Origin of the sequence: Campylobacter sp. CCS1377 (assembly GCF_040008265.1) — a bacterium.
GTDB lineage: Bacteria > Campylobacterota > Campylobacteria > Campylobacterales > Campylobacteraceae > Campylobacter_D.
In genome coordinates this window covers 1,216,982-1,240,859 of sequence record NZ_CP155620.1, presented here as the reverse complement: position 1 = coordinate 1,240,859, position 23,878 = coordinate 1,216,982, and the positions used below count along the sequence as shown (strand labels likewise).

The 23,878-nt window shown below is 28.3% G+C and carries 20 protein-coding genes and 3 pseudogenes; 9 read left to right on the top strand and 14 right to left on the bottom strand.

The annotated features are described in order from the left end of the window. Positions 1-91: 91 nt before the first annotated feature. Positions 92-337, bottom strand: a complete 246-nt coding sequence (locus AAH949_RS06250) for a hypothetical protein (protein ID WP_348518255.1) — start codon at positions 335-337, stop codon at positions 92-94. Between the two features lie 68 nt (positions 338-405). Continuing rightward, complete coding sequence (gene waaF / locus AAH949_RS06245) at positions 406-1,326, bottom strand: lipopolysaccharide heptosyltransferase II (protein ID WP_348518254.1); 921 nt, start codon at positions 1,324-1,326, stop codon at positions 406-408. 52 nt (positions 1,327-1,378) lie between these two features. Between waaF and AAH949_RS06240 the strand changes: the two genes are divergently transcribed. Further along, positions 1,379-2,191: a glycosyltransferase family 2 protein gene (locus AAH949_RS06240; protein ID WP_348518253.1), complete on the top strand. Its 813-nt coding sequence runs from the start codon at positions 1,379-1,381 to the stop codon at positions 2,189-2,191. A 20-nt stretch (positions 2,192-2,211) separates the two neighbouring features. On the opposite strand, the pseudogene AAH949_RS06235 reads toward AAH949_RS06240, so the two are convergent. From AAH949_RS06235 to glf, 3 genes and pseudogenes are all read right to left on the bottom strand, one after another. Next, a pseudogene (locus tag AAH949_RS06235) lies at positions 2,212-2,951 on the bottom strand (DUF4422 domain-containing protein). Then, entirely contained in the window at positions 2,948-3,088 is a 141-nt protein-coding gene (locus tag AAH949_RS06230; protein ID WP_348518252.1) for a hypothetical protein, read from the bottom strand. Before AAH949_RS06230 ends, AAH949_RS06235 begins: the two are co-directional and overlap by 4 nt. Continuing rightward, positions 3,078-4,192: pseudogene (gene glf, locus AAH949_RS06225) on the bottom strand (UDP-galactopyranose mutase). Before glf ends, AAH949_RS06230 begins: the two are co-directional and overlap by 11 nt. A 123-nt stretch (positions 4,193-4,315) precedes the next feature. On the opposite strand from glf, the gene AAH949_RS06220 reads away from it, so the two are divergent. The 3 genes and pseudogenes from AAH949_RS06220 to AAH949_RS06210 all read left to right on the top strand — a co-directional run bounded on the left by AAH949_RS06220 (position 4,316) and on the right by AAH949_RS06210 (position 7,120). Beyond that, on the top strand, positions 4,316-5,365 hold the full coding sequence (locus AAH949_RS06220) for a polysaccharide pyruvyl transferase family protein (protein WP_348518251.1): 1,050 nt from the start codon (positions 4,316-4,318) through the stop codon (positions 5,363-5,365). A 4-nt stretch (positions 5,366-5,369) separates the two neighbouring features. Continuing rightward, positions 5,370-6,137, top strand: a pseudogene (locus tag AAH949_RS06215) (glycosyltransferase); the annotation flags it as partial. 83 nt (positions 6,138-6,220) lie between these two features. After that, positions 6,221-7,120: a glycosyltransferase family 2 protein gene (locus AAH949_RS06210; protein ID WP_348518250.1), complete on the top strand. Its 900-nt coding sequence runs from the start codon at positions 6,221-6,223 to the stop codon at positions 7,118-7,120. Here the strand turns inward: AAH949_RS06210 and AAH949_RS06205 are convergent. Both AAH949_RS06205 and AAH949_RS06200 read right to left on the bottom strand, forming a co-directional pair. Next, positions 7,092-8,159, bottom strand: coding sequence for a beta-1,4-N-acetylgalactosaminyltransferase (locus AAH949_RS06205; RefSeq protein WP_348518249.1), 1,068 nt, complete (start codon positions 8,157-8,159; stop codon positions 7,092-7,094). The two genes, AAH949_RS06210 and AAH949_RS06205, sit on opposite strands and share 29 nt — an antisense overlap. Next, complete coding sequence (locus AAH949_RS06200; RefSeq protein ID WP_348518248.1) at positions 8,153-9,322, bottom strand: glycosyltransferase family 2 protein; 1,170 nt, start codon at positions 9,320-9,322, stop codon at positions 8,153-8,155. Before AAH949_RS06200 ends, AAH949_RS06205 begins: the two co-directional genes overlap by 7 nt. 65 nt (positions 9,323-9,387) lie before the next feature. Between AAH949_RS06200 and AAH949_RS06195 the strand changes: the two genes are divergently transcribed. Beyond that, on the top strand, positions 9,388-10,365 hold the full coding sequence (locus AAH949_RS06195; RefSeq protein ID WP_134238010.1) for a capsular polysaccharide synthesis protein: 978 nt from the start codon (positions 9,388-9,390) through the stop codon (positions 10,363-10,365). On the opposite strand, the gene AAH949_RS06190 is transcribed toward AAH949_RS06195, so the two are convergent. From AAH949_RS06190 to groES, 4 genes are all read right to left on the bottom strand, one after another. Then, the gene (locus AAH949_RS06190) at positions 10,362-11,519 is read right to left on the bottom strand and encodes a glycosyltransferase (protein ID WP_134238009.1); all 1,158 of its coding nucleotides are present in this window, start codon (positions 11,517-11,519) and stop codon (positions 10,362-10,364) included. The two genes, AAH949_RS06195 and AAH949_RS06190, sit on opposite strands and share 4 nt — an antisense overlap. 3 nt (positions 11,520-11,522) lie before the next feature. Continuing rightward, positions 11,523-13,073 (bottom strand): glycosyltransferase, encoded by a 1,551-nt coding sequence (locus tag AAH949_RS06185; RefSeq protein ID WP_348518247.1) that lies wholly within the window; start codon positions 13,071-13,073, stop codon positions 11,523-11,525. A 124-nt stretch (positions 13,074-13,197) separates the two neighbouring features. Continuing rightward, positions 13,198-14,835, bottom strand: coding sequence for a chaperonin GroEL (gene groL, locus AAH949_RS06180; protein WP_134238007.1), 1,638 nt, complete (start codon positions 14,833-14,835; stop codon positions 13,198-13,200). A gap of 18 nt (positions 14,836-14,853) precedes the next feature. Beyond that, positions 14,854-15,114 (bottom strand): co-chaperone GroES, encoded by a 261-nt coding sequence (gene groES, locus AAH949_RS06175; protein ID WP_348518246.1) that lies wholly within the window; start codon positions 15,112-15,114, stop codon positions 14,854-14,856. 178 nt (positions 15,115-15,292) lie between these two features. Between groES and AAH949_RS06170 the strand changes: the two genes are divergently transcribed. Beyond that, a complete protein-coding gene (locus tag AAH949_RS06170; RefSeq protein ID WP_348518245.1) occupies positions 15,293-17,821 on the top strand; it encodes a hypothetical protein in 2,529 nt (842 codons plus the stop codon). Positions 17,822-17,847: 26 nt separating this feature from the next. Here the strand turns inward: AAH949_RS06170 and raiA are convergent, their stop codons facing one another. After that, positions 17,848-18,363: a ribosome-associated translation inhibitor RaiA gene (raiA, locus tag AAH949_RS06165; RefSeq protein ID WP_134238004.1), complete on the bottom strand. Its 516-nt coding sequence runs from the start codon at positions 18,361-18,363 to the stop codon at positions 17,848-17,850. Between the two features lie 78 nt (positions 18,364-18,441). Further along, the gene (locus AAH949_RS06160) at positions 18,442-19,605 is read right to left on the bottom strand and encodes a peptidoglycan DD-metalloendopeptidase family protein (RefSeq protein ID WP_348518244.1); all 1,164 of its coding nucleotides are present in this window, start codon (positions 19,603-19,605) and stop codon (positions 18,442-18,444) included. A gap of 146 nt (positions 19,606-19,751) precedes the next feature. Here AAH949_RS06160 and AAH949_RS06155 point away from each other — a divergent pair, with 146 nt between their 5' ends. Genes AAH949_RS06155 through AAH949_RS06145 form a run of 3 tightly spaced genes read left to right on the top strand, consistent with a single transcriptional unit; the run spans position 19,752 to position 22,688 of the window. After that, complete coding sequence (locus AAH949_RS06155; RefSeq protein WP_348518243.1) at positions 19,752-20,489, top strand: plasminogen-binding N-terminal domain-containing protein; 738 nt, start codon at positions 19,752-19,754, stop codon at positions 20,487-20,489. Beyond that, entirely contained in the window at positions 20,479-21,861 is a 1,383-nt protein-coding gene (locus tag AAH949_RS06150; RefSeq protein ID WP_134238001.1) for an FAD-linked oxidase C-terminal domain-containing protein, read from the top strand. Before AAH949_RS06155 ends, AAH949_RS06150 begins: the two co-directional genes overlap by 11 nt. Further along, complete coding sequence (locus AAH949_RS06145; RefSeq protein ID WP_134238000.1) at positions 21,861-22,688, top strand: YihY/virulence factor BrkB family protein; 828 nt, start codon at positions 21,861-21,863, stop codon at positions 22,686-22,688. The genes AAH949_RS06150 and AAH949_RS06145 overlap by 1 nt, the downstream gene beginning before the upstream one ends. Here AAH949_RS06145 and AAH949_RS06140 read toward each other — a convergent pair. Further along, positions 22,632-23,867 carry a ComEC/Rec2 family competence protein gene (locus AAH949_RS06140; RefSeq protein ID WP_348519142.1) on the bottom strand — a complete coding sequence of 412 codons (1,236 nt, stop codon included), beginning with the start codon at positions 23,865-23,867 and terminating at the stop codon, positions 22,632-22,634. The two genes, AAH949_RS06145 and AAH949_RS06140, sit on opposite strands and share 57 nt — an antisense overlap. Between the last annotated feature and the right edge of the window lie 11 nt (positions 23,868-23,878).

The following is a 23,878-nucleotide window of genomic DNA, read 5'->3' as shown; positions in this document are numbered from 1 at the left end:
TTACTTTTGTAAAAGCATTGAAATTTTCTAGTAAAAAATTTGTGTATTTAAAAAAAGCCTAAAAGTAAAAGATTAAAGCTTATGCCTAGGACTAAAAACCAATACCCCCCCCCCATTTTTGTTTTTTAAGTATAAAACTTGCTAAGAAAAAATTTATAAACATTGAAAAAAGTAAGATAAAAACATACTCAATTTTCCAAAAAGCATAGAAAAACAAACTTGTACACACCAAAAAAAGCTTTGCCAAAGAGAAATGATTATAAGCTTTTAGTAAATAAAATATGATTAGCGTAATGGGTAAAAAAGCAAATATAAATTCATATGATGAAAAAACCATAATCTTCCTTTTGAAATTTAAAGAGATGATTTTAGCACAAAAATCAAAAAAAAAAAAAAATGAATTTTTTAAATTTTTAATAAATTTTTAGCTTCATTGATGACGATTTGTGGTTTTAAATCTTTCATACATTTATGGTGTTTTAAAGGACAGACTTTTTGCATACAAGGCATACAAGCTAAATTTAAATGTGCTATTTTAGCATTTTCTTGCCAAGGAGAGGTTTGACTAAATTTAGTAGAGCCAAAAACAGCCACCGTTTTCACCCCATAAGCTGCGCCTATATGCATAGGACCGCTATCGTTTGTGATGAGCAAATCAAGCAAGGATATATTTTTACATAAAGCATAAATACTGGTTTTACCACAAAGATTTTTTGCTTTTATACCTTCTTTTAAAAGAAAATGTTCAATTTCATCACAAATTTCTCTCTCACTTTCTACTCCAAAGATTAAAATTTTATGAGTTGAACTAAATTCTTTTGCTACCCTTGCAAAATAGCTTGCATCCCATCTTTTCGCACTTCCAAAATGTGCACCTGGGTTTATACCTAAAATTTTTTGAGTTGATTTTGCTTTTATAGGGAGTTTTAAAGCATTTGAAGTAGCTTTAAATTTTAAGGCTTTTTCTATGAAATTTAAGTATTTTAAGACTTGATGTTCTTCTTTTAGAATATTTTTATCAAAATAAAATCTTTTTTTTGCTTTGATTAGATTTAAAATGATCTTGCTTGAAAATGCCGAGCGAAACGAAAAAGCTAGATCAAATTTACCAAGGTTTTTTCTAGCTTGTAAAATTTGCCTATATCTTTGCTTTTTATTTTCTACTAAAATTTGAGCATTTTCAAAGCGTTTAAAAAGCTCTGTACTCACAAAAGAACCATAAAAAGTAAATTTAGCTTGGGGGTATTTTTCTTTTATAGTATAAATAGCCGCACTAGCCATCACTGCATCGCCAAGCCAAGTAGGAAGATTGATAAAAATTTTCATGATTTTCCTTAAAAATAAAAGCTATAATTATATCAAAAAATAAAGAGCTAAAATGAGTCAAATTTCCATCATACTACCAACTTATAATGTAGAAAAATATATAGCTAGAGCATTAGAAAGTTGTATTAATCAAACTTTTAAAGATATAGAAATCATTGTAGTAGATGACCTTGGCAATGATAAAAGTATAGATATAGCAAAAGAATATGCTAGTAAAGATGATAGAATAAAAATCATATATAATGAAGAAAATTTAGGAACTTTTGCTAGTAGGAATATAGGTGCTTTTAATGCAAAATCAGATTTTATAATGTTTTTAGATCCTGATGATTATTTAGAGCTTAATGCTTGTGAGCTTGGGTTTGAAAAAATTAAAAATGTAGATATGGTAGTGTTTGATGCATATGTGCATAGGGTGAAATTTAAGAAATTTTATAGATTTAAACAAGATGAATATTATAATAAAGATGATTTTTTAAATTTCTTACTCAATCAAAAGCATTTTTGCTGGAGTGTTTGGGCAAAAGTATATAGGAAAAATTTGATTTTAAAAAGTTTTGAATATGTTGATTTCAAAGAAAAACTTTGTTATGGAGAAGATGTGCTTTTTAACTATATAAATTTTATATTAAGTGAGAGTTTTTTTGTATCACAAGAATGTATATATCGCTATGAATTTAATGAAAATGGTAGATATGAAAACAAAAATAAAGAAATTTTATGGCAAAATTATGAGCATAAAAAAAGAAGCAATGAAATCATACAAAAACTTTCTTTAGGATTGACAAGTAGTAAATTTTGCGAAAATATGCTTGAGATTTTGGGGAAAGAGGAGAGGGGTTTGGAGGGAAGAATGAAAAATTAATGCTTAATAGGTAAAAGATTTTAGATTGTTGGTTTTTTAATTTTTAGAATTCTTAATCCGCAAAAATAATATCTTTTTGCTTTTTCACTTTCTTGCCAACCAAAAAATGGTTTTTTCTTAACGAGTTCTAAATTAATAATCGGAATACTTAAGTAGTTTATCTTATCTTTTTTGTATTCAAACCAAATATTAAACAATCTCTTGCTTAAAAATCCAAAAACTCTAGCTTGATAAATGTCATATTCTTTATAGTCTATCTTGTCTTTTACATAAAACAAGATATCAAATAACCATTCGCAGTATTCAAAAAATAGCTCTTTTTTCATAATGAAAATATTCCAAAATAAAAATGCATAGTCCTTATTGTATATAGTTTTATTTATATAATCTTGCATGTTTGGATGATATAATCTAAGCATATTTGCAAATCCTTCCCATGATGTCTTTTGCTATATTGATCAAACCAATTCTCATAATAAAACCAGTCCTCGCAACACTTTTCTAAAGTAAGTCCTCTTGGTATAATTATGTCATATTTTTGAACCATTTTTTGTATATATAAAATATCCAATTTTAACAAATGTAGTATTCTAAATATAGGATTAATAGCTTTAAAATTAAAAATTCTTCTATAATGAAAAAGTCCATAATAATCAGCTTCTAAATTTTTCTAAGCCCAATACAAAGCAGTCAATTCGCAAAAATACGGATTTAATTCGCTAATATTATCATTTCCTTCATCATCTTTTAATAATTTCATATTTTTTTGTAAGCTTTTGAAAGTTCTTTTATTGTATTTTCATCATTTCTTTTAGCACCTACTAAAATAGGTTGCAAAAAAGGAAGTAATAAAATAGGGCTAATCTTATGATAACAAACTAAAATTTTAATTTTCATTTAAAATCCTTTCAAATAATTTCAAAGCATTGGCAACCACTTCATCCATATTGTAGTATCTATATTCACCCAATCTACCAATAAAAAAGATATTTTCTAGCTTGTTTACTTCACTCAAATATTTGTCGTAAAGTTCATTATTTTTTTGATTTGGTATAGGATAATATCTTTCATCGTTTTCATCTTCCCAAGCCTTTGGATATTCAAAGCTTACAATAGTATGTTTTGCTTTTTGATCTAAAAAGTGCTTGTATTCGCATATTCTTGTAAAGTCATAATTGTTTGGATAATTTATAACAGCATTTTTTTGAAAATACTCTTTTTCAAATTTTATAAAATCAAATTCCAAACCTCTATAAGACAAATTCCCATATTTATAATCAAAAAATTCATCAATGGCACCACAAAAAAATAATCTTTTATAATTTATTTTATTTTTTACTTCTTTAAAAGAAGTATTAAGCTCTAGGGTAATTAAATCATTAGTTATCATTTTTTCGCACATTTTGGTATATTCTTGCATAGGAATACCTTGAAATTTGTCCGTAAAATACCTATCATCTAAACTGATATTTATAGGAACTCGTTTAAAAATACTTTCATCAAGATCTTTTGGTTTACATTGCCATTGTTTTAAAGTATAGTGATAAAAATTTTTTTCATAAATAAATTCACATAAAAATTTTAAATTTTTATTTTTTGCATTTCTAGTATAGAGATTTTTTCACCAAAATTATAAGTTTTCAACAATTCTTTTTCTAAATTTTGTGCTATAGTCGTTGGAAAACATTGTTTAATGGAGTTAAGATTAAAAGGAATTGAGACTAAATTCCCGTCAATTAAACCTTTTACTTTATGTATGTAAGGATAGAATTTGGTAAATTGATTAAGATATTGCCATACTATTTCGTTATTAGTATGAAAAATATGAGAGCCGTATTTATGGACTAATATCCCCCCCCCATCATCATAGTCGTAGATATTGCCACCAATGTGATTTCTCTTGTCTATAATCAATACTTTTTCTTTTTTAATATTAGCTAAGCGTTCGGCTAAAACTAAGCCCGATAAACCAGCACCAACTATTATATTTTGTATCTTTATTTTGTTTTGTTCCTTGTTTTAGTCATTTTATGTAAAAATTAAATTTTGAAAATTATAGCAAAATAAATAATAAATATGCTAGAATTAGGTTTTTTATACAATTTAAAGAAAGCGATACTTTAAGTGATTAAATATTTGTACTATAAAATTATAAGCATTCTTCTAAAAAAATATAAAAAGCAACTTGCTGAGTGCAAAATTTTAAAAAATGCTTGTATAAAACATTCTCAATTACCACTGCCGCAAACTTCTCCTTGGATTCTATTTAAGTATTATTACACTAAAAATATGTTAGATCTTAATCTTGGTGATTATATCCAAACCATAGCAACTCGGAAAATTTTAGAAAAATACGGAATAAAAAAATTCATTTATTGTGATAGAGAAAATTTAATCAATTGCTCCAAAAAAGCTTTTGTTATAATGCAAGGTTGGTTTTCGCATTCAATAAATTTTATACCAAATAAGAATATATGTCCTATCTATATAGGAGCACATTTTAATTATAATATGCAACAATTTTTAAATAAGAATTTATTTCTTTTGAAAAATTTTGAAATTGGGTGTAGAGATTTTTATACACTAAATTATTTGCAATCGAAAAACATTAAATCTTATTTTTCTAGATGTCTTACCTTAACTTTGCCAAAAAGGATTAAAACACAACAACAAAATAAAATTTTCTTAGTAAATTTAAATGAGGAAATTATAAAATATCTTCCTCAAGATATTCGAAAAAATGGTATTTGCGTTAATCAAAAATCAATACAGGGGAATTATCAAACTTTTAAAGATAATTGGTTGCAATACCAAAAGATGGCAGATGATTTATTGGATGTATACTGCAATGAGGCTAAATTAGTAATTACTACTGCTTTGCATTGTGCATCTCCTTGTGTAGCAATGGGAATACCTGTCATTTTAATTTGCGAAGATAGTGATCAAATAAATAGATTTTCTGCGCTTGATGGAATACTTAAAATATACTCTTTACAAGATTTATACATTGATGGTATTGATTTTAATCCAAAGAGTGTTGATATTGAGTTGCTAAAAGAATATATGTTTGAAAATTTGGTGTTATCTATAGAGAAAGCTCAGGGGGGGGTATTGATGAAAATCGCTTGCTATTTATTAGAAAAGAAATTGCTCGGTCTTGGATTTAAAGGATAAGGTTATGCATAAACAAGAAGTTAGTAGTTTTTGGTACACTCCAAAAGGTTATAAAGGTATAGGATTAATGGAGCTTTTATCTATAAAATCTTTTATAGATAATGGTTATAAATTTATTTTATATACTTATAACCTCGATGATAGAATTTTTAAAAAACTAGATGAATTATTTGATGATTTTGAATTAAAAGATGCAAATGAAATTGTTCCTTTTAAAAATTATTTTAGCGATGACAGAGGGGCTGGCGTAGCTGCATTTAGTGATTATTTTAGATTTTATATGCTATATAAGCGGGGGGGGGTATGGGTAGATCTTGATATGGTGTGTTTAAATTGGCTTGATTTGTCTTCAGAATATATTTTTTCACAAGAGGTTGATCAAGATGAAACCAAGCCAAGAATCACAACTTCATTTTTAAAATTTCCTCAATATTCAGATTTTGGAAAAAATCTTATTCAAGAGGCAGAGAGGATTATTGACAGAAGAAAACGAATTCCTTGGGGTATTATAGGTCCTTGGTTTTTAGCAGAACAGGTTAAGAAATGGAACTTGGAACAGTTTAAATGGGATTATAGACAAACTTGTCAGATTTCATGGTGTAATGCGAGAAAATTTTTAGATAACGATACTTTAATAGACACCAATCAACCTTTCTTGCATTTATTTTCAGAAATGTGGAGATTAAACAATATGGAAAAAAATATTTTTTATCAAACGGGATTTTATGGACAACTTTTAAGTAAACATCAATTGGAAATTTTATATACGCAATTTTTTAATCAACCCACATTTGTTTCAAATAGTTTCGCAAATCTTATAAAAGAATATCTAGAAAAATTAAAAAAGAAAATAACATGAGTCAAATTTCAATTATACTTCCAACCTATAATGTTGAAAAATATATTACCAGAGCCCTAGAAAGCTGTATCAATCAAACTTTTAAAGATATTGAAATTATAGTAGTAGATGATTGCGGAGATGATAAAAGCATAGAAATAGCCGAGAATATTGCTAATAAAGACAATAGGATAAAAATCATACATAATGAAGAGAATTTAAAACTTTTAAGAGCAAGATACGAAGGCGTTAAAGTGGCAACTTCACCTTATATTATGTTTTTAGATCCTGATGATTATTTGGAGTTAAATGCTTGTGAAGAATGTGTTAAAATTCTAAATACAATTAAAAATATAGATTTAATATTTTTCAATGCATTTGTGTTAAAAAATAACAATAAAATAGAAAGAAAATTAAATTTTCAAGAAAAATGTTATATAAAAAAAGATTTTTTAAAAAAGTTATTAAAAACTAAAAATCTCTTTTGGACAATGTGGGGAAAAGTTATAAAAAAAGAATTGTATCTCAAAGCTTTTAGTTTAATACCGCTAGAACAAAATACTAAAATTAATATGGCTGAAGATGTTTTGTTATATTATCCTTTAATAAATATCTCAAATACTATATTTCATTTGAGTGAAGTTTTATACAATTATCAAATAAATAATTCCTCTATAACTGGAACGATAGTATCGCAAAATATTAAAACAAATATGCAAGAGCAAGACAATGTTGTAGTCCTTCTAAAAAAAATGCAATGTAGTTATAATTTTAACTCAGCTCTATTATTTTTAATTGATTATTTTTTATTAATTGAACAATGTTTATTATCAGGTAAGCAAAATTTTCTCCATTTTAAATCAATACTTTTTTTTAAAAAAATCAAATTTAAATTTTATCGTTTGCTGAAGATGTAAGTTTTTCATATATCTGTTTTAATGTTTTATATTCTATCATTTCAAAATCTATTTGATCTTTTAATTTTTCTTTGTAATTCTCAATAAATTCATCTAAGCTAATCCAATTTAATTGTTTATAATCATTTTTCCTGCAACTTTTTATGAACGGAAAGTGATAATTATTAAGTTCTGTAGTAAAATAAATTCTATTTCTAGCATTTAAAATTTCATATGATTTTGCATTTTTTATATCATTTTTTACAATATTCCAATTAAATGTATCACCTTCAATAAGTATTTCTTTCCAAAATAAGTTAGTATTTTGTATCAATAGGCAATCTCCAGGAGCTTTTAAAATGATCCCATTCTTATCCTGATAAATATAAAATTTTTCTTCATTAAATATAAAATCTATCCTAGAGTAGCTGACTACATGGTAATTTCTTCTAGGTATATAAAAACTCTTATATAATTTTTTGGCATCATAATAATGATCTACATCTATTTTTATAAGCCATTCTCCTTGGGGAATAAAACTAGCAACATAATTATAATAGCTATAAAGTTTATTTTCTTCGCTTTGTGGGTTTTCAATTTGTACTTCGTAAGGGTATTTTATTGGTATAAAAGAAGGATATTGTTTGCAAAATTCTAAAATAATTTCTTCGCTCCCATCTGTGCAATCGTTATATCCTATAACACCTCTTTGTATAGCAGGTAATATACTTTCTAATGAAGCTCTTAAAGTAATAGCTTCATTTTTTACTCTTATAAATGCCCAAGGGTTTAAAGGAGATTTTGGATCTTTTGATTTTGAATCAAAATCAAAGAAGCCTTTGTGTTTTGAATTATATATGTTTTTATTTAAATTTAAAAAATTGTGATTAGAATTATCATTGATTAATCTTAAGCAATTTTGATTTATATATACTTTAGCTTTTTTGATATTTATCACCCTATGTTTAAAAGCTGTACGAATTTTTCTTCTTAATTTTCTTTTCACTAACAACCCAGATAAAATTTCTACTAAAATTTTTTGAACAAAGTACCTTAGCATAAAACTTTCCTTAAAAATCTTATAAAACTATATCTTATTTTTGATATTTTATAAGGTTTTAATATCTTTAGTTTATCTTTTACATTCAAAGGATCTTTATTAAAATTATTAATTTTAAAGGCATTTTTTATATAAAATCTTAAAATACTATGTTTTAGCAAAAAAGTTAATTTTTTATTTTCATAATTTTTTAAAAACTCAACTAAATTAATAGCTGTTATAACCCAGCTAGAGTATTTAAAATATTCTTTTGTTAGAACAACATCCCCATCAAATGCGTTTAAAATATCTTTAAAATGCGGAGCAATATTATCTTTAGTGATTTTCTTATCTTGATTAGTAAGAGAATTTGCACGGATTCTATAATGATAAAAGACTTTAGGATATATGTATATATAATTAGCCTGCGAAAATAACAAAATTCCAAAAAGATGATCTTCTGCAAATAAATTATCTTTAAATTTATGCCTCATGGCTTTTAAAAAGTTAAAATCAATCATACCGCTACAAGCAAAAGAGAAATCCTTAGCCTTGCTTTTTAAAATTCCAACAGCCCACTCATAAGAAGAAATCTTACTTTCTTGTATAAAATTTCCATCTCTTAATCTACTAGAATCATCTCTTTGTTTTTGTAAAAAATCATCATATTTACACTCATCAAACCACATCACTTCTACCCCATCCATTCTAGGGACACATTCTTCTATGCAGTTAAGTTCCCAATAATCATCAGAATCTAAAAAGATGATATAGTCTATAATAGGATAAGTAAAGTTAGTTAAATCTTGTTCATCATTGAAAGCCTTATAGCTTTTATATACAGTATATATTTCATAAGGATTGTTACCTTCTATATTAAATTCTATTAAAGAATTTTCTTTTATAGTTTGAGTTTTATTTTTAAGTTTATATTCTCCACTAAAATATTCTATACCTACATTTCTAGCACTACTTAATCCACCATTTTTTTTATCAATTAGAGTTATTCTTTTATCTTTTAGAGTATATTCTTTTGCAATATTGAGTGAGTTTTCATCTGTACTGCCATCATTTACTAGTATGATTTCTATATCTTTAAAAGTTTGATTGATTACACTATCTAAACATTCTCTTAAATAATTTTCTACATTGTATATGGGGATGACTATGCCGACTTTTTTCATAAAATTTGAAAACCTTAAATATTTTTAGCTATTATAATAAAATAATTTTAAAAAGGTTTAAAACTATGAATTTATACAATAATACAACGCATAAACTAAGTAAATTAATCCCTATAAGACCTTTAAGAAGAAAATTAAGAACTCATATAGCGTATAAAATGGAGCATCCAAAAGTAAGTAAATATTTAGATGAAAATTACATACAACCCTTTTTAAAGGGCAAAATTCCTCCATATAGTTTTGAAAAAAAACAAGATTTTAAAAGTAATAAAATCATATGGCAATTATGGTTTCAAGGCGAAGAAAATGCAAGTGATATGATAAAACAATGCTTTAAATCTGTCAAAAAACAAATGGGCGATGAATATGAAATTATCATTTTAAATGAAAAAAATATAAAAGATTATTTGGATTTTCCGCCTTTTGTGCTAGAAAAAATCACAAAAAAAACTTTTGGAGAAAAAACCATAGTATTTTTTTCTGATCTTTTAAGAGTATCTTTACTAGCAACTTATGGTGGAATTTGGTGTGATGCGAGCATATTTTTAAGTGATAAAATACCCCAAACTCTAAGAGATAGAGAGTTTTTTGCTTTCGAAAGAGCGCAAAATAAGCCAAACAAAGAAGAATTAAAAAAAATCATTAAAAGTCCTTATTTTTCTTATGGTTATTTTAACTGGAATGAGGATTTTTTGGTTAGAATGTTTAGTAGTTTTGTGATTGCCAAGGTCGATAATATTTCTATTTGTGCCTTAAGAGATATTTTGATGAATTATTGGCAAAAAGAAAAAAATGCAAATAATCATTATTATTTTGTATTGCATATTATCTACGAACTCCTAAAACAAAACAACTATATCAAAAATGAAAGTTATGAAAACAAAAGCGATATAGAATGCCATTTATTACAATTTCATGCTAAAGATAAATTTAATGAGTTACTTTGGCAAGATATCAAAAAACAAAGCTTTTTGCATAAACTCACACATTTTAGAACCATAAAAAAAGACTCTTGCATAGACAAAATTATTATGCAAGATTAGCTGAAAATATTTTTGATTTTTTGTAGAATTTTCCATATATCATAAGGCAAAATACCATTAGTAAAAGGCTTTATTTTATTTAATTCTTTTTTAAGATTTAAAGGGTCAATGCTAACTTTTTTAAATTTCAAAGCCTTTTTTGCATAAAATGGCAAAAAAACTTCTTTTATGGCTTTGCTATTTTCATTTTCCTCTTTGTTTTGAAAAAATTCTATAAGTTTTAAAGCAGTGATTACTCTACTTGCTAGTTTTAAATACTCCTTAGCCGCTTTAGCATCTTCATTAAAAGCTTCATAAATAGCCTTAAAATAATGAGAAATATTAGCTTTGGTTACTTTTTTATCATGATTTGAAATGCTATTTGCTCTAAGCAAACATCTATAAAGTCTTTTTGGTAGGACATAAATTTTACTCGCACTAGCAAAAAGAACCATGCCAAAATGTATGTCTTCATTAATAATATAATTTATAAATTTAAGTCTAATTTGCCTTAAAAAATTAAAATCAATCATCCCACCCCACCCAAAAGAAATATCTCTTGAACCGACCCCTAACGCTCTTTTTGCATAATCTTTTGGACTGATAACACACTCTTTTTTGTAAGAAAAAATTTGCATTCTTGTATTTTGACCCTTATCTTCAATGCCTTTTTCATAGACACATAAATGATCAAACCACAACACATCCACGCCTTGCATTCTAAAAACGCATTCTTTTATACAATCTTTTTCCCAAGAATTATCAGAATCTATAAAAATCAAATAATCAATCTTAGGTGTTTTTAAAATTCTATCATCACAAGCATTTTTGCTTTTATAAATTTTACAAACATTTTGCGGATTTTCATTAGAAATTTTAAAAGTATAAAAACCATCTTCTTCGCCCAAAAACTCAAACTCATATTCTTCATAAAAATACTCAAGTCCTGTGTTTCTAGCCGAGCTAAGCCCTCCATTTTCTTTATCAAAAAGAGTAATTCTTTGATCTTTTAAAGCGTATTCTTTAGCGATTTTAAAAGAGTTTTCATCTGTACTACCATCATTTACCAGTATAATTTCTAAATCACCAAAGCTTTGATTAAGTACACTTTCTAAGCATTCTTTTAAAAAATTTTCTACATTGTATATGGGTATGATTACGCCAACTTTTTTCACTTTTTAACCTTTCCAGGAAATTTTTTGATTTTTGATAGTCTCTAAGTAAATTTGATGATTGCTTTCTAGCATATTTTTGCTATTTTCTTCATGGTATATATGATAAGCTAGGGCATTAAATTTAAGGCGTCTAAATAAGCCATTATTAAATAAAAATCTAGCTACAAACTCACTATCTTCTCTGCCCCAACCAACAAAATTTTCATTAAAACCATCAATTGCCTCGAAGTCACTTTTATAAAAGCTCATATTGCAAGTCTTGCTACCTTTCACAAGCTCTGATTTTTTGAAAAATTTTTTATCGATTTTTGAAAATTTATAGATTAAACTGGCTAAAAAATCATTTTTTTTATTTTTTAAACCTTTTTTATTAAAAGCAAGTTTAAAATCATCTTTTTTTAAAATTTCTTCACTTTCGCTTTTCTCTAAAATAGTCCTAGAGCCTTGTAAAATCACACCTTTTTGGGAGAAATTTAAATGATCTTTTATAAAATCTTTTTCTAAAATCATATCCCCATCGATTAAAATAATATACTCACTTTGTGCGATTTTTATGGCTTCATTGCGACTTTTTGCTGCACGAAAGCCTTTATCTTCGATCCAAGAATGCTTTAAAATACAAGGGAAATTTTTTTGATATTCTTTGATTAAATTCCTTGTTTCTTCCTTGCTTCCATCATCGGCGATGATGACTTCATTTGGTAAAAGGCTTAAATTTTTTACACTATCAAGCACCAAAGCAAGGCGTTTTGGCTCGTTATAAGTAGTGATGATTAAAGCACAAGTTTTTGGCTTTTCGTATTTTAATTCATAAAGTTTCATGTATTTAAAAAAAGCTCCTAAAGCATTACAAACGCTAATTATAAAGCCCTTATAACCATAAAATATCCCTTTTTTAAAGAAATAATTCCTAAAAAAAGTCCAAAAAGCTCTGATATTTGCCTTAAAAATTCCGCTATTTTTGTGTAAATTTTGCTTAGCCCAAAGGCTTGAGTAATACTGCATTTTGCTAATTAAATGAGAAATATCATTAAAAGCATAATGTTTTAGGCCATTTTTAAGATAAATTTTTTGCGTCCCACTTGGCAAAATAAGGCTTTCATGGACTAAATTGTCATTAAATTTAGTGTAATTTTTATTAAACACTCTTAAAACGAAATCCGGCCACCACCCACACCCCTTTATCCACTCGCCTTTGTAAAGATTTTTGCGTGGCAAGGCTAGAATGTTAAATTTATTTAAATCAAGCTTTTTTAATTCTTCTTTTGCCTCATCTTCTAAAATTTCATCTGCGTCTATGCTTAAAATCCACTCGTTTTTTGCATAGCTTAAAGCCAAGTTTTTTAAAGCTCCAAAGCCTATGAATTTACTTTCATAAATGTATAAATTTGAAAATTCTTTGTCAAATTCATGAGCAATTTTTAAAGTATCATCGGTGCTTTCATTGTTTAAAAGCACAATTTCTCCAAAATCTTTTAAAGAATTTAAGCATTCTCTTAAAGTATCTTGTGCATTTTTTACTATGATAATAACGCTGATTTTTTGTAAGTTCATATTAAGCCTTGATATTGATAGCGAAATTATAACTTTTTTGACTTAAGAAATCCAAAATTTTTGTGGGTTTTGAGAGTTTAAAAAAGGTTGTAGCCATAAAGGTATGGCTACAAAATGGGAGAAATTACATCATTCCGCCCATACCACCCATTCCGCCCATAGCACTCATATCAGGCATTGCAGGTTTATCTTCTTTGATTTCGCTAATTGTAGCTTCTGTTGTTAAAAGCATGCTAGCTACTGAAACTGCGTTAAGCAAAGCTACTCTTTCTACTTTAACAGGATCAATAATTCCGCTTTCAAGCATATTAACATACTCGCCTTTTGCAGCGTCAAATCCTACATTTTCATCTTTGCTATTTTCTACAGTATTTACAACCACACCAGCATCAAATCCTGCATTTTCAGCGATTTGTCTTAGAGGTGCTCTTAAAGCTCTTTCAACAATAGCTGCTCCTATTGCTTCATCACCTTGTAAATTAAGCTTGATTTTTGATTTTGCTTTGATTAACGCTGCGCCACCGCCAATGACTATACCTTCTTCGACTGCTGCTTTAGTCGCACTTAAAGCATCATCAACACGATCTTTTTTCTCTTTCATTTCTGTTTCAGTTGCTGCACCTACTTTGATTAGCGCAACACCACCGCTTAATTTTGCAAGTCTTTCTTGTAGTTTTTCTCTATCATAATCTGAAGTGGTTTCAGCAATTTGTGCTTTAATTTGATTGATTCTTGCATCAATACTAGCTTTTTCGCCTGCACCATTTACGATAGTAGTATTATCTTTATCGATAATCACACTTGAAGCTTGTCCAAGATCTTCTATTGTAGCACTTTCAAGCGTTCTACCAAGTTCATCAGAAATTACTTCCCCGCCTGTTAAAATCGCGATATCTTCAAGCATAGCCTTTCTTCTATCACCAAAGCCAGGTGCTTTTACTGCAGAGATATTTAACACACCTCTTAATTTATTTACAACTAAAGTTGCCAACGCCTCACCTTCGATATCTTCAGCAATGATTAAAAGTGGTTTACCTGTTTTTTGAATTTGTTCTAAAACTGGCAATAAATCTTTTAAATTTGATATTTTTTTGTCAAAAAGTAAAATATATGGATTTGAAAGCTCTACTTGCATTTTTTCTGCATTTGTGATGAAATAAGGGCTTAGATAACCTCTATCAAATTGCATACCTTCCACTACATTTAACTCATCATTAATTGATTTTGCTTCTTCAACGGTAATAACGCCGTCTTTGCCTACTTTTTCCATTGCATCAGCGATTAAATTTCCGATTTTTTCATCAGAATTTGCTGAAATTGTTGCAACTTGTGCGATTTCTTTTTTATCTTTTACTTCGCGTGAAAGAATTTTTAATTCACTAATGATAGCTTCGCAAGCCTTATCCATACCGCGTTTTACTTCGATAGGATTTGCTCCTGCTGTGATATTTCTTAAACCTTCTTTAAAAATCGCATGAGCTAAAACAGTAGCTGTGGTTGTGCCATCACCTGCTTGATCGGCAGTTTTGCTTGCTACTTCTCTTACTAAAGAAGCACCCATATTTTCAAGACTGTCTTTAAGCTCTACTTCTTTAGCTACACTTACACCGTCTTTTGTGATAGTTGGAGCGCCAAAGCTTTTTTGGATCAAAACATTGCGTCCGCGTGGTCCCATAGTAACTTTTACTGCGTCATTTAGTTTTTTAACGCCTTCGTAAAGTTTGTTTCTTGCTTCATCTGAAAAAATAATTTCTTTTGCCATTTTGTTTCCTTTTTATAATTAGTTTAAAATTCCTAAAATATCATCAATGTTTAAAACAAGATACTCGTTATTGTCAAGTTTGATTTCAGTTCCGCCGTATTTTGCGAAAACAACTTGATCTCCACTTTTGATATTGTCAAGTTCTTTGCTTACTGCAATAACTTCACCTTTAAGAGGTTTTTCTTTAGCATTATCTGGTATAATAATGCCAGAAGCTGTTGTATTGGTTTCTTCTAAGCGTTTTACCAAAATACGCTTTCCAAGAGGTTGAAAATTCATTTTGCTTTCCTTATTTTAAATTTTTGGTTTTTATAACTAAAATTATCACTCTTTTGTTAAGAGTGATAAAATTATATATAAAAAAATGAATTTTGTCAATACCTTAAGTTAAAATATTAATAAAACTTTAGTCAAAATAACTAAAGTTTATTGATAATTATAAAATAAAGGGATAAAAATGAAGAAGTTTTTTCTTATTGTATTGGGCATTGTTGTGTTCTTACTTTTTGTAGCTTATGTGATGCTATTTACAAGTTTTGGCAATAAAATTGTCAGTGGTTTGATCGAGGATAAAATCAAACAAAGCACCTCTTTAGATGTGAATTTAACGCATTTTGATTTGAGATTTTCTACATTAAATATCGAAGCAGATGTTGCAAATATAGCTACGATCAAGCTCGATGGAAATACAAGTTTATTTACCTTAGGTTTTGATGTGCTTTATGATATTTCATTGAATGAAAATTATGCAAAGAATTTGGGTTTAAATTTAAAGCAAAATTTGAATTTTGGTGGAAAAATTCAAGGAAAAGCCAGTGATTTTATTATTGATGGTAAGGGTTATTTGTTGGGTTCTGATGTGCTTTTGGATGCTAGAATTTTAGATTATAATCCTATAAAATTACAATTAAAGGCTGATGCTCTTAAAATCGAAGAAGCTTTAGATTTGCTTGCTTTGCCAAGATATGCTTTGGGAAATCTTAAAATTAATGCGGATATTAATGCCAAAGATTTAAAACCTGATGGTAATGCACTCATAAATCTTTATACAACTTCTATAAACTATGAGTTGCTAGAAAGAGATTTCAATCTTTCTTTACCGTATTCAAATATCAAATCAACCATTGTGGCTTTGATTAAAAATGATCAAATTTATGCTCAAAGCGATACGGCAACTTCTTATTTAAAGCTTGAAAGTAAAAAAACAAATTATGATTTGAGTAAGGCAGCTTTAAATTCGGATTTTATTTTAAATATTCCTGATTTATCAAAACTTCAAAGGCTTACGCAAAATAAACTCAGTGGAAATGTTAAAGTGGATGGCAATGTGAGTTTAATTAAAAACATTTTAAATGAACTTAATGCTAAGGTGGTTGGTTTGGGCGGAGATATAAATGCAAAGCTGAAAGATGAAAATTTGCAAGTCAATTTAAAAGATGTTAATATAGAAAATTTAACTGCTTTAGCTGGCTATGGTAATTTAGCTAAGGGCTTATTGGACGCAAATTTAAACGCTAAAGGGCTTGATTTTAAAAATTTTGATTTAATCGTCAAAACAAAGCAAGGTTTTTTAAATGGAAGTGGATTAAAAAAGCTTACTAAGCTTGATTTCCCAAGTGCTAATTTTTCACTAGATGTTAAAGCAAATGCGAAGAATGCCAAGATAGATTATAATGGGATTTTGCATTCTGATTTGGTTAATATCACGCAATTAATGGGTTTTTATAATTTAGAAAATAAAGAATTAAATTTGCAAACCAAAGCTGATGTGAAGGATTTATCTAAATTTAAAGCTTTAGCTGGAGTTGATGTTAAAGGTACTGTGAATTTAAATACAAATGCAAATCTTTTGGGTAATGAAATTAAAAAGCTTCAAGTAAATGCCAATATAGCTGGCGGAGAGCTTGTTGCAAATTCTAATGGCAAAACTTTGGATTTAAAAATTTCAAAACTTGATTTGACAAAGGCTTTTATTTTAGCAGCTCAGCCTAATTATAGCAGCGGAATTTTAGATGCTAAAGTTAAACTCAATAGTATGGATTTTAAAAATTTATCAGGAGTTTATGAGCTAAAAACAAATGGAGTTTTAAACGACGCTGTTTTAAGTAAACTTTTAGAGAAAAAATTTCCTAAAAATACCAAATTTAATCTTAGTGCTAAGGGGGATATTAAAAATTCTCTTGTTGATTTTGATGTGAATTTAAAAAGTGATTTGATAAATCTTGATCGCTTCAAAGGAAATTTCAATATCAACACAAGTAAGCTTACTTCAGATTATGTTTTAGATGCTTATGATTTTTCAAAACTAGGATTTTTGCTTGATAGAAAACTTGAAGGAAAAGCGCTTTTTAAAGGAAATTTAAATTATGATAAAAATTTAGACGCTACGATACAAAGTGATGCGCTTTTTGGCGGAAATTTAGATGCGAATTTGAAAAACAATGTTTTAAAAGCAAAACTAAACCAAATGGATTTGCAAAGCTTGGCAAAGGGTGTTGATTTTACTGATCTTTATATGGGAAAAATCAATGCAAATGTTGATTATAATCTGTTAAGCAAGCAAGGTGATGCAAATTTAGATCTTAGCGGAGGTAAGCTTAAAAGAAGCGCAATAACCAATGCTTTATTTTTACTCATTAGAAAAGATATTACAAATGAGGTTTATCATACTGCAAAGATGGATGCTAAGATTAATAAAGATTTAGTTGATTTTAATCTTAACTTACAAGCACAAAATAGCGATATTAAGATTATTAATGCAAATATCAATACTAAAACCAGCGTTTTAAATGTGCCATTTGATGCTACTTTGGATAGGGTGGAATTTAAAGGTGTAATTAGCGGAACGACGCAAAAACCAAATATTAAACTAGATGCTAAAAGTGTGCTTGGGACGGTGAAAAATATTTTAGGAGTTAAAGAAAATAATAAAAATGAAGATAAGGGACAAAATAAGTTAGATAATTTACTGAAGAAGATTTTTTAACTCAAAGGGCTTTTAAGCCCTTTTTTTTAAAACAAACCAAATTTGCCATCTTTTTTCTTAAATAAAACTCTCATTTTAGCTTCTGTATCATTAAAGACTAAAAATATATCATTGCTTGCTTTTAATCTTTCTAAAGCTTCGTCAATTTCAAGTGGCTTATATAAATCAAGCTCAACTGGAACTATTTCATCTTCTTCTACAAAACTTGAAATAGGGGCTTCTTTAATTTCATCTTGGTTTTTGTGGGTTACATTTTTATCATGAGTGCGTCTTAAAATTTTTGATAATCTCTCAATAGCTAAATCAATCGCAGCGTAAAGATCTTTATCTTTTTGTTTTACAACTATGGTATCATGTCCTGCAAGGTTGATATTAAATTCAGCCCAAAAACCCTTTTTACCATGTTTTTCATCTGCGGCCAAAACACATCTAATAGAAATAAGATCGAGATTGTATTTTGTGAGAGCATCAAAGCTTTTTTCTACATATTCTTTAATGGCATCACTAAGATGGAATTGTTTTCCTACTATGCTAGTATTCATTGTATCTCCTTTAAAACTAGATATACAAGCCATTATAACACTAAAATCAAAATTATCAAAGAAAAATTTAGCTTTTTATCAAAAAGCTATAAAACTATCAAATTTTTCTTCTTTAATTGGGGTAAAATTTTCATTTTGAATTTGGTTTTCAACAAAGCTTTCGTATTCTTTAACTGCTTGAACAAAATTTTGCTTTTCTTGCCCTTTTAATTGTTCTTTAGTGATTTTAACAACAGAAAGTGGATTAATGGCTTTATTATTTAAGTATAAGCCAAAATGAAGATGAGGTCCAGTACTCATTCCAGTAGAGCCTACATAGGCGATAACTTGTCCTTTTTTTACACTTTGTCCTGTTTTGATTTTTCCAAAACGACTCAAGTGTGCGTATAAAGTCATATAACCAGAATCATGTTTTACTTGCACTACTTTGCCATAACCTCCTTTTGTACCCACAAAGGTAATTTTTCCATTTCCAGCACTTTTTACAGGAGTTCCTGTTGGTGCCGCATAATCCACGCCTAGATGTGCTCTGTATCGTTTTAAAACAGGGTGAAATCTTGCGGGGCTAAAATGAGAAGAGATTCTTGTGTATTCTACGGGTTTTGCAAGCAAGAAAGATTCAATTTCTTTGCCTAATTCATTATAATAAGTATCATTGTAAAAATATATATTATGCGCTTTTTTATTGATTTGTACGCTTGCCATTTTGATTTTAATATCGCCAAAAATATTTCCCAATCTTCTTTTTTGCTCGTAATACAATATCACTTCATCATCTTTTTGCATATTGATAAAATCCACACTCCCGCGGTAAGCTCTCACCATAGCTCTTGCAAGTGCTGGGCTTGCACTCTGTTTTAATACATCAACATAAGCTGAAGTTTGGACTTTGAGTTTTAAGATTTTGGTTTCACTTTCATAAGAAATGGGTGAGAAATTTAAAGTATATTTATTATCTTTGTCTTTATAAATGTGAATTTGCAAATCATCACTGATAGGAATCAAAACTTGTTCTAGCTCGTTTTTATCATTTTTTAAAATATAAAATTTTGTATCACTTAAAATTTCAGTTACTAATTCTTGATCTTCTCTTTCAAGATTGTAATATAAAGATAATGGGAGTGAATTTTTGTATAAAAAGTTTAAAAAAGTTTCACCATTTGCCCAGTTTAATTCCTCAACGCTTACTGCAGCAAAAATTTTACTTAAGCATAATATTAATAAAACGATAATTTTTTTCATGAATTTTGTCGTAGCCTTTTTTGATTTAATGATATAAAAACAGTATTTTACTTTATTTTTCTAATTTTTCTTACAAAATTATAAGAAAAAATGATTATAATTTTAGATTTAATATATCTTTAATCAAAGAATTTAAGGAGATAAAATTGTTTAGAATTTTAGCATTTAGTATTTTTATTGTCAGTGCGTTATTTGGAGGTAATTTTGATTTAAAAACTTATAAAAGTCAATTACTTAAAGTGGAAGATATTTATGCTTATATTAAAGATGATGAAGCTATAAAAATAGGCTCAAGCGGGGTTGTTTCTCACCAGTTTAAAAGTTCAACTTCTATTATTGCTCGTGCTGTTGTGATTGAAAAAAAAGATGGTTTGGCTAAACTTGAATTTAGAGTATTTGATATGTTAGAGCAAAACGCATTACCTGTGCCTGGGATTATTCCTGAAAAAGGCGATGAGGTGACATTAAATTTTCTTTATAACAGGGCTTTGATTATTGCTCCTGATAAGCAAAGTTATGATTATATTAGTGCACAATTTCCAGAATTATATTTTGTTCATCCCGACATTTTTGGTGCTTATTTGATACAAAATTTTGAATTAGGTCCAAAAAGATCAAGTTTTAGAGGATTTTGTTCTAAAAATGCTGTTGGGATAATTATCTTCACCTTAGATGAAAAAGCACAAATTGTGGATTGTCAAGATTTTAATGTTTTACAAGAGGTGAGTATTCCAAAGGCTAGTGAATTGCAAACTCCTTTTTACTCACGAATTTCTGGCTATAAGACTCATATTTTTGATTTTGAAGCCCAAGAAGTAAAAGATTATTATAAATACTATGATGTTTTAATCAATCTTCCTAAGGTTTTAAAAGATGAAAAATGAGCACCAATTATTTTTTAAAAAGCTTTTAGGCGAAGAAAATGCGTATTTTGATGATATTCATAAAAGAGCATATAGCTATGATGCGACTAGAAGGCATTATTTACCCGATGGAGTACTATTTCCAAGAAATGAAGAAGATATTAGTAAAATTTTAAAATATTGCAACGAAAATAATATCATCATCATCCCTAGAGGTTCAGGCTCTGGTTTTACAGGTGGGGCTTTGGCGGTAAATGGTGGTGTTGTTTTAAGCTTTGAAAAGCACATGAATAAAATTTTAGAAATTGATCTTGAAAATTTAGTTGCCGTAGTCCAGCCTGGTGTGATTAATATGGCTTTGCAAAAAGAAGTGGCCAAATATGGACTTTTTTATCCGCCTGATCCTGCAAGTATGGAGTATTCTAGTTTGGGTGGAAATGTAAGTGAAAATGCAGGTGGAATGAGAGCGGCAAAATACGGCATTACAAAAGATTATGTGATGGCTTTAAGAGCGGTTTTGCCAAATGGAGAGATCATCCGTGCAGGCAAACGCACGATTAAAGATGTGGCAGGATATAATTTAGCAGGGATTTTAATCGCAAGTGAAGGATCTTTGGCAGTGCTTAGTGAAATCACTTTAAAACTTATTGCTTTACCAAAATACAAAAAAACAGCCTTTGGGATCTTTCCAAGTGTCCAAAGTGCGATGAATGCGGTTTATCAAAGCCTTGCTAAAGGTGTAACTCCTGTATCTATGGAATTTTTGGATAATCTTAGTATTAGAGCAGTTGAGAGTAAATTTAATAAAGGTTTGCCAGTTGATGCAGGAGCGATTTTAATCGCTGATGTGGATGGTAATGTAGAAAATGCCTTAGAGCAAGATTTGGAAATTTTAAAAGAGAATTTTTTAAAAGCAGGGGCTAGCGAATTTAAAATAGCAAAAGATGAGCAAGAAGCAGCTGATATTTGGTTTGCTAGAAGAAATTGTTCTCAAAGTATTGCTATGTATGGCACTTTAAAGCTTAATGAAGATATAACAGTACCTAGATCAAAACTCCCAGCTTTACTTGAAGGTATCGATAAGGTTTCTAAAAAATATGGTTTTAAAATCCCTTGTTTTGGCCATACAGGCGATGGAAATGTGCATACAAATGTTATGGTTCCAGATAAAAATGATGAAGAGCAGGTAAAAAAAGGGCATGAGGCTATCACTGAAATTTTTAAACTTACCGTAGAACTTGGTGGGACTTTAAGTGGTGAGCATGGCATAGGCATCTCAAAAGCACCTTTTATGAATTTAGCTTTTAGTGAAGCTGAAATGGAGCTTATGAGAAATATTAAAAAAGCATTTGATCCAAATAATATATTAAATCCTTTTAAAATGGGGCTTTGATGTTAAATTGGCGTAAATTATGGACTTTTTTGCTTGCATTTAGAGATAAAGAAATTCTAAATTATTCGGCGGCTTTAAGTTTTTATACTATTTTGTCTTTAATACCTATTTTATTTGTGTGTTTTTCTGCTTTTACGCAAATTCCAAGTTTTGATGGGTATTATGACAAAGTCAAACAATTGATTTTTACTTTTCTTATTCCTGCGCAGCAAGATATGGTTGCTGGATATTTAGATACTTTTTTAAAAAATAGCGTAAATTTAGGCATAGTAGGTCTTATAGCTATGGCTTTTACTTCTTTAGCCTTTTTTTCGGGTTATGATTTTGTGGTTAATAAAATCACAAAAAGCGAACCGCGCACCCTTTGGCAAAGTGTGAGTTCGTATTGGACCTTGCTAACTCTTGTACCACTTGGCTTAGGACTTAGTTTTTACATTTCTGCCTATATACAAAAAACCTTGGATGATTGGCAGATTGGTTTTAATATTTTTGAATTTTTACCTTATATTATCATTTGGGCTTTGTTTTTTATTTCATATTCGAGTTCTATTGCTAAGGGGGATTTGAAAATTTTGCTTATTAGCACTTTTTTTAGTTCCATGGTTTGGTATATTAGCAAGAATTTATTTGTTTATTATATAGTGTATAATAAAACTTATACCAATGTTTATGGATCTTTTTCGACTATACTTTTCTTTTTTATTTGGATTTATATTTCTTGGGTTATTTATCTTTTCGGTTTAAAAACTTATCATTATTTGAATCAAAATTTAGAACAAAAGCAAAATGAAGGGCAAAAAATTAAGAGAAATAATAAAAAGAGCTAGATATTTATTAAAAATACTAAGAAAACTAAGAAAAATATAGCTATAAAAATATTTGCCATGAAGAAAAAAATTACTTGCATAAAATTTTAAATTCAAAAAGCTTTGCAAATACTCATCAAAAAAACCTCCAAAGCCAATAATATGTAAAAAAAGGCTTAGCGGATAAAATATCACAAATGCAAAGCTTAAAATAATAGCAAGAAGCTGCTGATAAGAAATCAAAGGAAAAAAATATAAAACTGGAATAATCATTGCAAAAAAAGTCCAGATATTTAAAAATATGACATTGAAAAAATTGTTAAAATATTTTGAAAAATGATGTAAATACAAAAAGATAAAAAACACTCCCATAATAGAAAATAAAAATCCTAAACTAAAAAGAAGTTGCGGAAAAAGACAAATGCAAAATATGATACTCATAAAAAGATTGTGAAAACTAAGAATTTTGACATTTTTTGCTATTAAATAAAAACCCCACAAAGCCATTATCAAAGATCTTATAAAAGAGGGCACAAAGCCTATCATAAAACCGTATAAAAATAGCAAAATAAAAATAAATACACTAAGATCCAGTTTTAAATTTCTATAAGGAAAATATCTTTTTTGAAAAAAACCATAAATAGGGCTTAAAAGAAAGAATATTAAACTAAAAATCAAGGCGATGTGATAGCCGCTGATAGCGATTAAATGTGCTATGCCGTAGTGATTTACATCATTTCTTAGTTCTTTTGATACTGGTAGGGCGAAAAATAATGCTCCGAATAATTCTTTAATTTTCTCATTTTGATGTTGGTTTAAAAAATATGCAATGAGTTGATTTCTAGGTGTTGTTTGTGAATTTTCAATGCTAATATCATAACTTGGCATATAAAAATTTTTAGATAAATAATCTTTAAAACTTACATTGGTATTAATTACACGGAGTTTAATTTCTTGGTATTTTTTTAGATCTAAATCTTTTTTGTAGCTTGTGGTGTAAAAAGTAAATTGAGAATTCTGCAATTTAAAAACTTTATATACTTTGTTATTGCGTGTTTTTTCATAGCTTTGCAAAACTTTAACACCACTTAAGGTTTGATGTTTGTTTTGTTTAAAATTTAGGAAATTTTGATACTCATAGAAAAGATTAAAAATAAAAATACAAAGACAGAAGCCAATTAAAATAAGAAAATTTTTAATAAAAGAGAGTT

What these genes read in the sequence shown, in the direction of transcription:
- AAH949_RS06230 (WP_348518252.1), bottom strand. Translation starts at nt 3,088, where the DNA reads ATGAAAATTAAAATTTTAGTTTGTTATCATAAGATTAGCCCTATTTTA.
- AAH949_RS06205 (WP_348518249.1), bottom strand. Translation starts at nt 8,159, where the DNA reads ATGCTAAGGTACTTTGTTCAAAAAATTTTAGTAGAAATTTTATCTGGG.
- groES (WP_348518246.1), bottom strand. Translation starts at nt 15,114, where the DNA reads ATGAATTTTCAACCTCTTGGAAAGCGTATTTTGGTAAAACGCTTAGAA.
- groL (WP_134238007.1), bottom strand. Translation starts at nt 14,835, where the DNA reads ATGGCAAAAGAAATTATTTTTTCAGATGAAGCAAGAAACAAACTTTAC.
- AAH949_RS06250 (WP_348518255.1), bottom strand. Translation starts at nt 337, where the DNA reads ATGGTTTTTTCATCATATGAATTTATATTTGCTTTTTTACCCATTACG.
- AAH949_RS06185 (WP_348518247.1), bottom strand. Translation starts at nt 13,073, where the DNA reads ATGAACTTACAAAAAATCAGCGTTATTATCATAGTAAAAAATGCACAA.
- AAH949_RS06160 (WP_348518244.1), bottom strand. Translation starts at nt 19,605, where the DNA reads ATGAAAAAAATTATCGTTTTATTAATATTATGCTTAAGTAAAATTTTT.
- AAH949_RS06200 (WP_348518248.1), bottom strand. Translation starts at nt 9,322, where the DNA reads ATGAAAAAAGTCGGCATAGTCATCCCCATATACAATGTAGAAAATTAT.
- AAH949_RS06210 (WP_348518250.1), top strand. Translation starts at nt 6,221, where the DNA reads ATGAGTCAAATTTCAATTATACTTCCAACCTATAATGTTGAAAAATAT.
- AAH949_RS06195 (WP_134238010.1), top strand. Translation starts at nt 9,388, where the DNA reads ATGAATTTATACAATAATACAACGCATAAACTAAGTAAATTAATCCCT.
- raiA (WP_134238004.1), bottom strand. Translation starts at nt 18,363, where the DNA reads ATGAATACTAGCATAGTAGGAAAACAATTCCATCTTAGTGATGCCATT.
- AAH949_RS06150 (WP_134238001.1), top strand. Translation starts at nt 20,479, where the DNA reads ATGAAAAATGAGCACCAATTATTTTTTAAAAAGCTTTTAGGCGAAGAA.
- AAH949_RS06240 (WP_348518253.1), top strand. Translation starts at nt 1,379, where the DNA reads ATGAGTCAAATTTCCATCATACTACCAACTTATAATGTAGAAAAATAT.
- waaF (WP_348518254.1), bottom strand. Translation starts at nt 1,326, where the DNA reads ATGAAAATTTTTATCAATCTTCCTACTTGGCTTGGCGATGCAGTGATG.
- AAH949_RS06145 (WP_134238000.1), top strand. Translation starts at nt 21,861, where the DNA reads ATGTTAAATTGGCGTAAATTATGGACTTTTTTGCTTGCATTTAGAGAT.
- AAH949_RS06170 (WP_348518245.1), top strand. Translation starts at nt 15,293, where the DNA reads ATGAAGAAGTTTTTTCTTATTGTATTGGGCATTGTTGTGTTCTTACTT.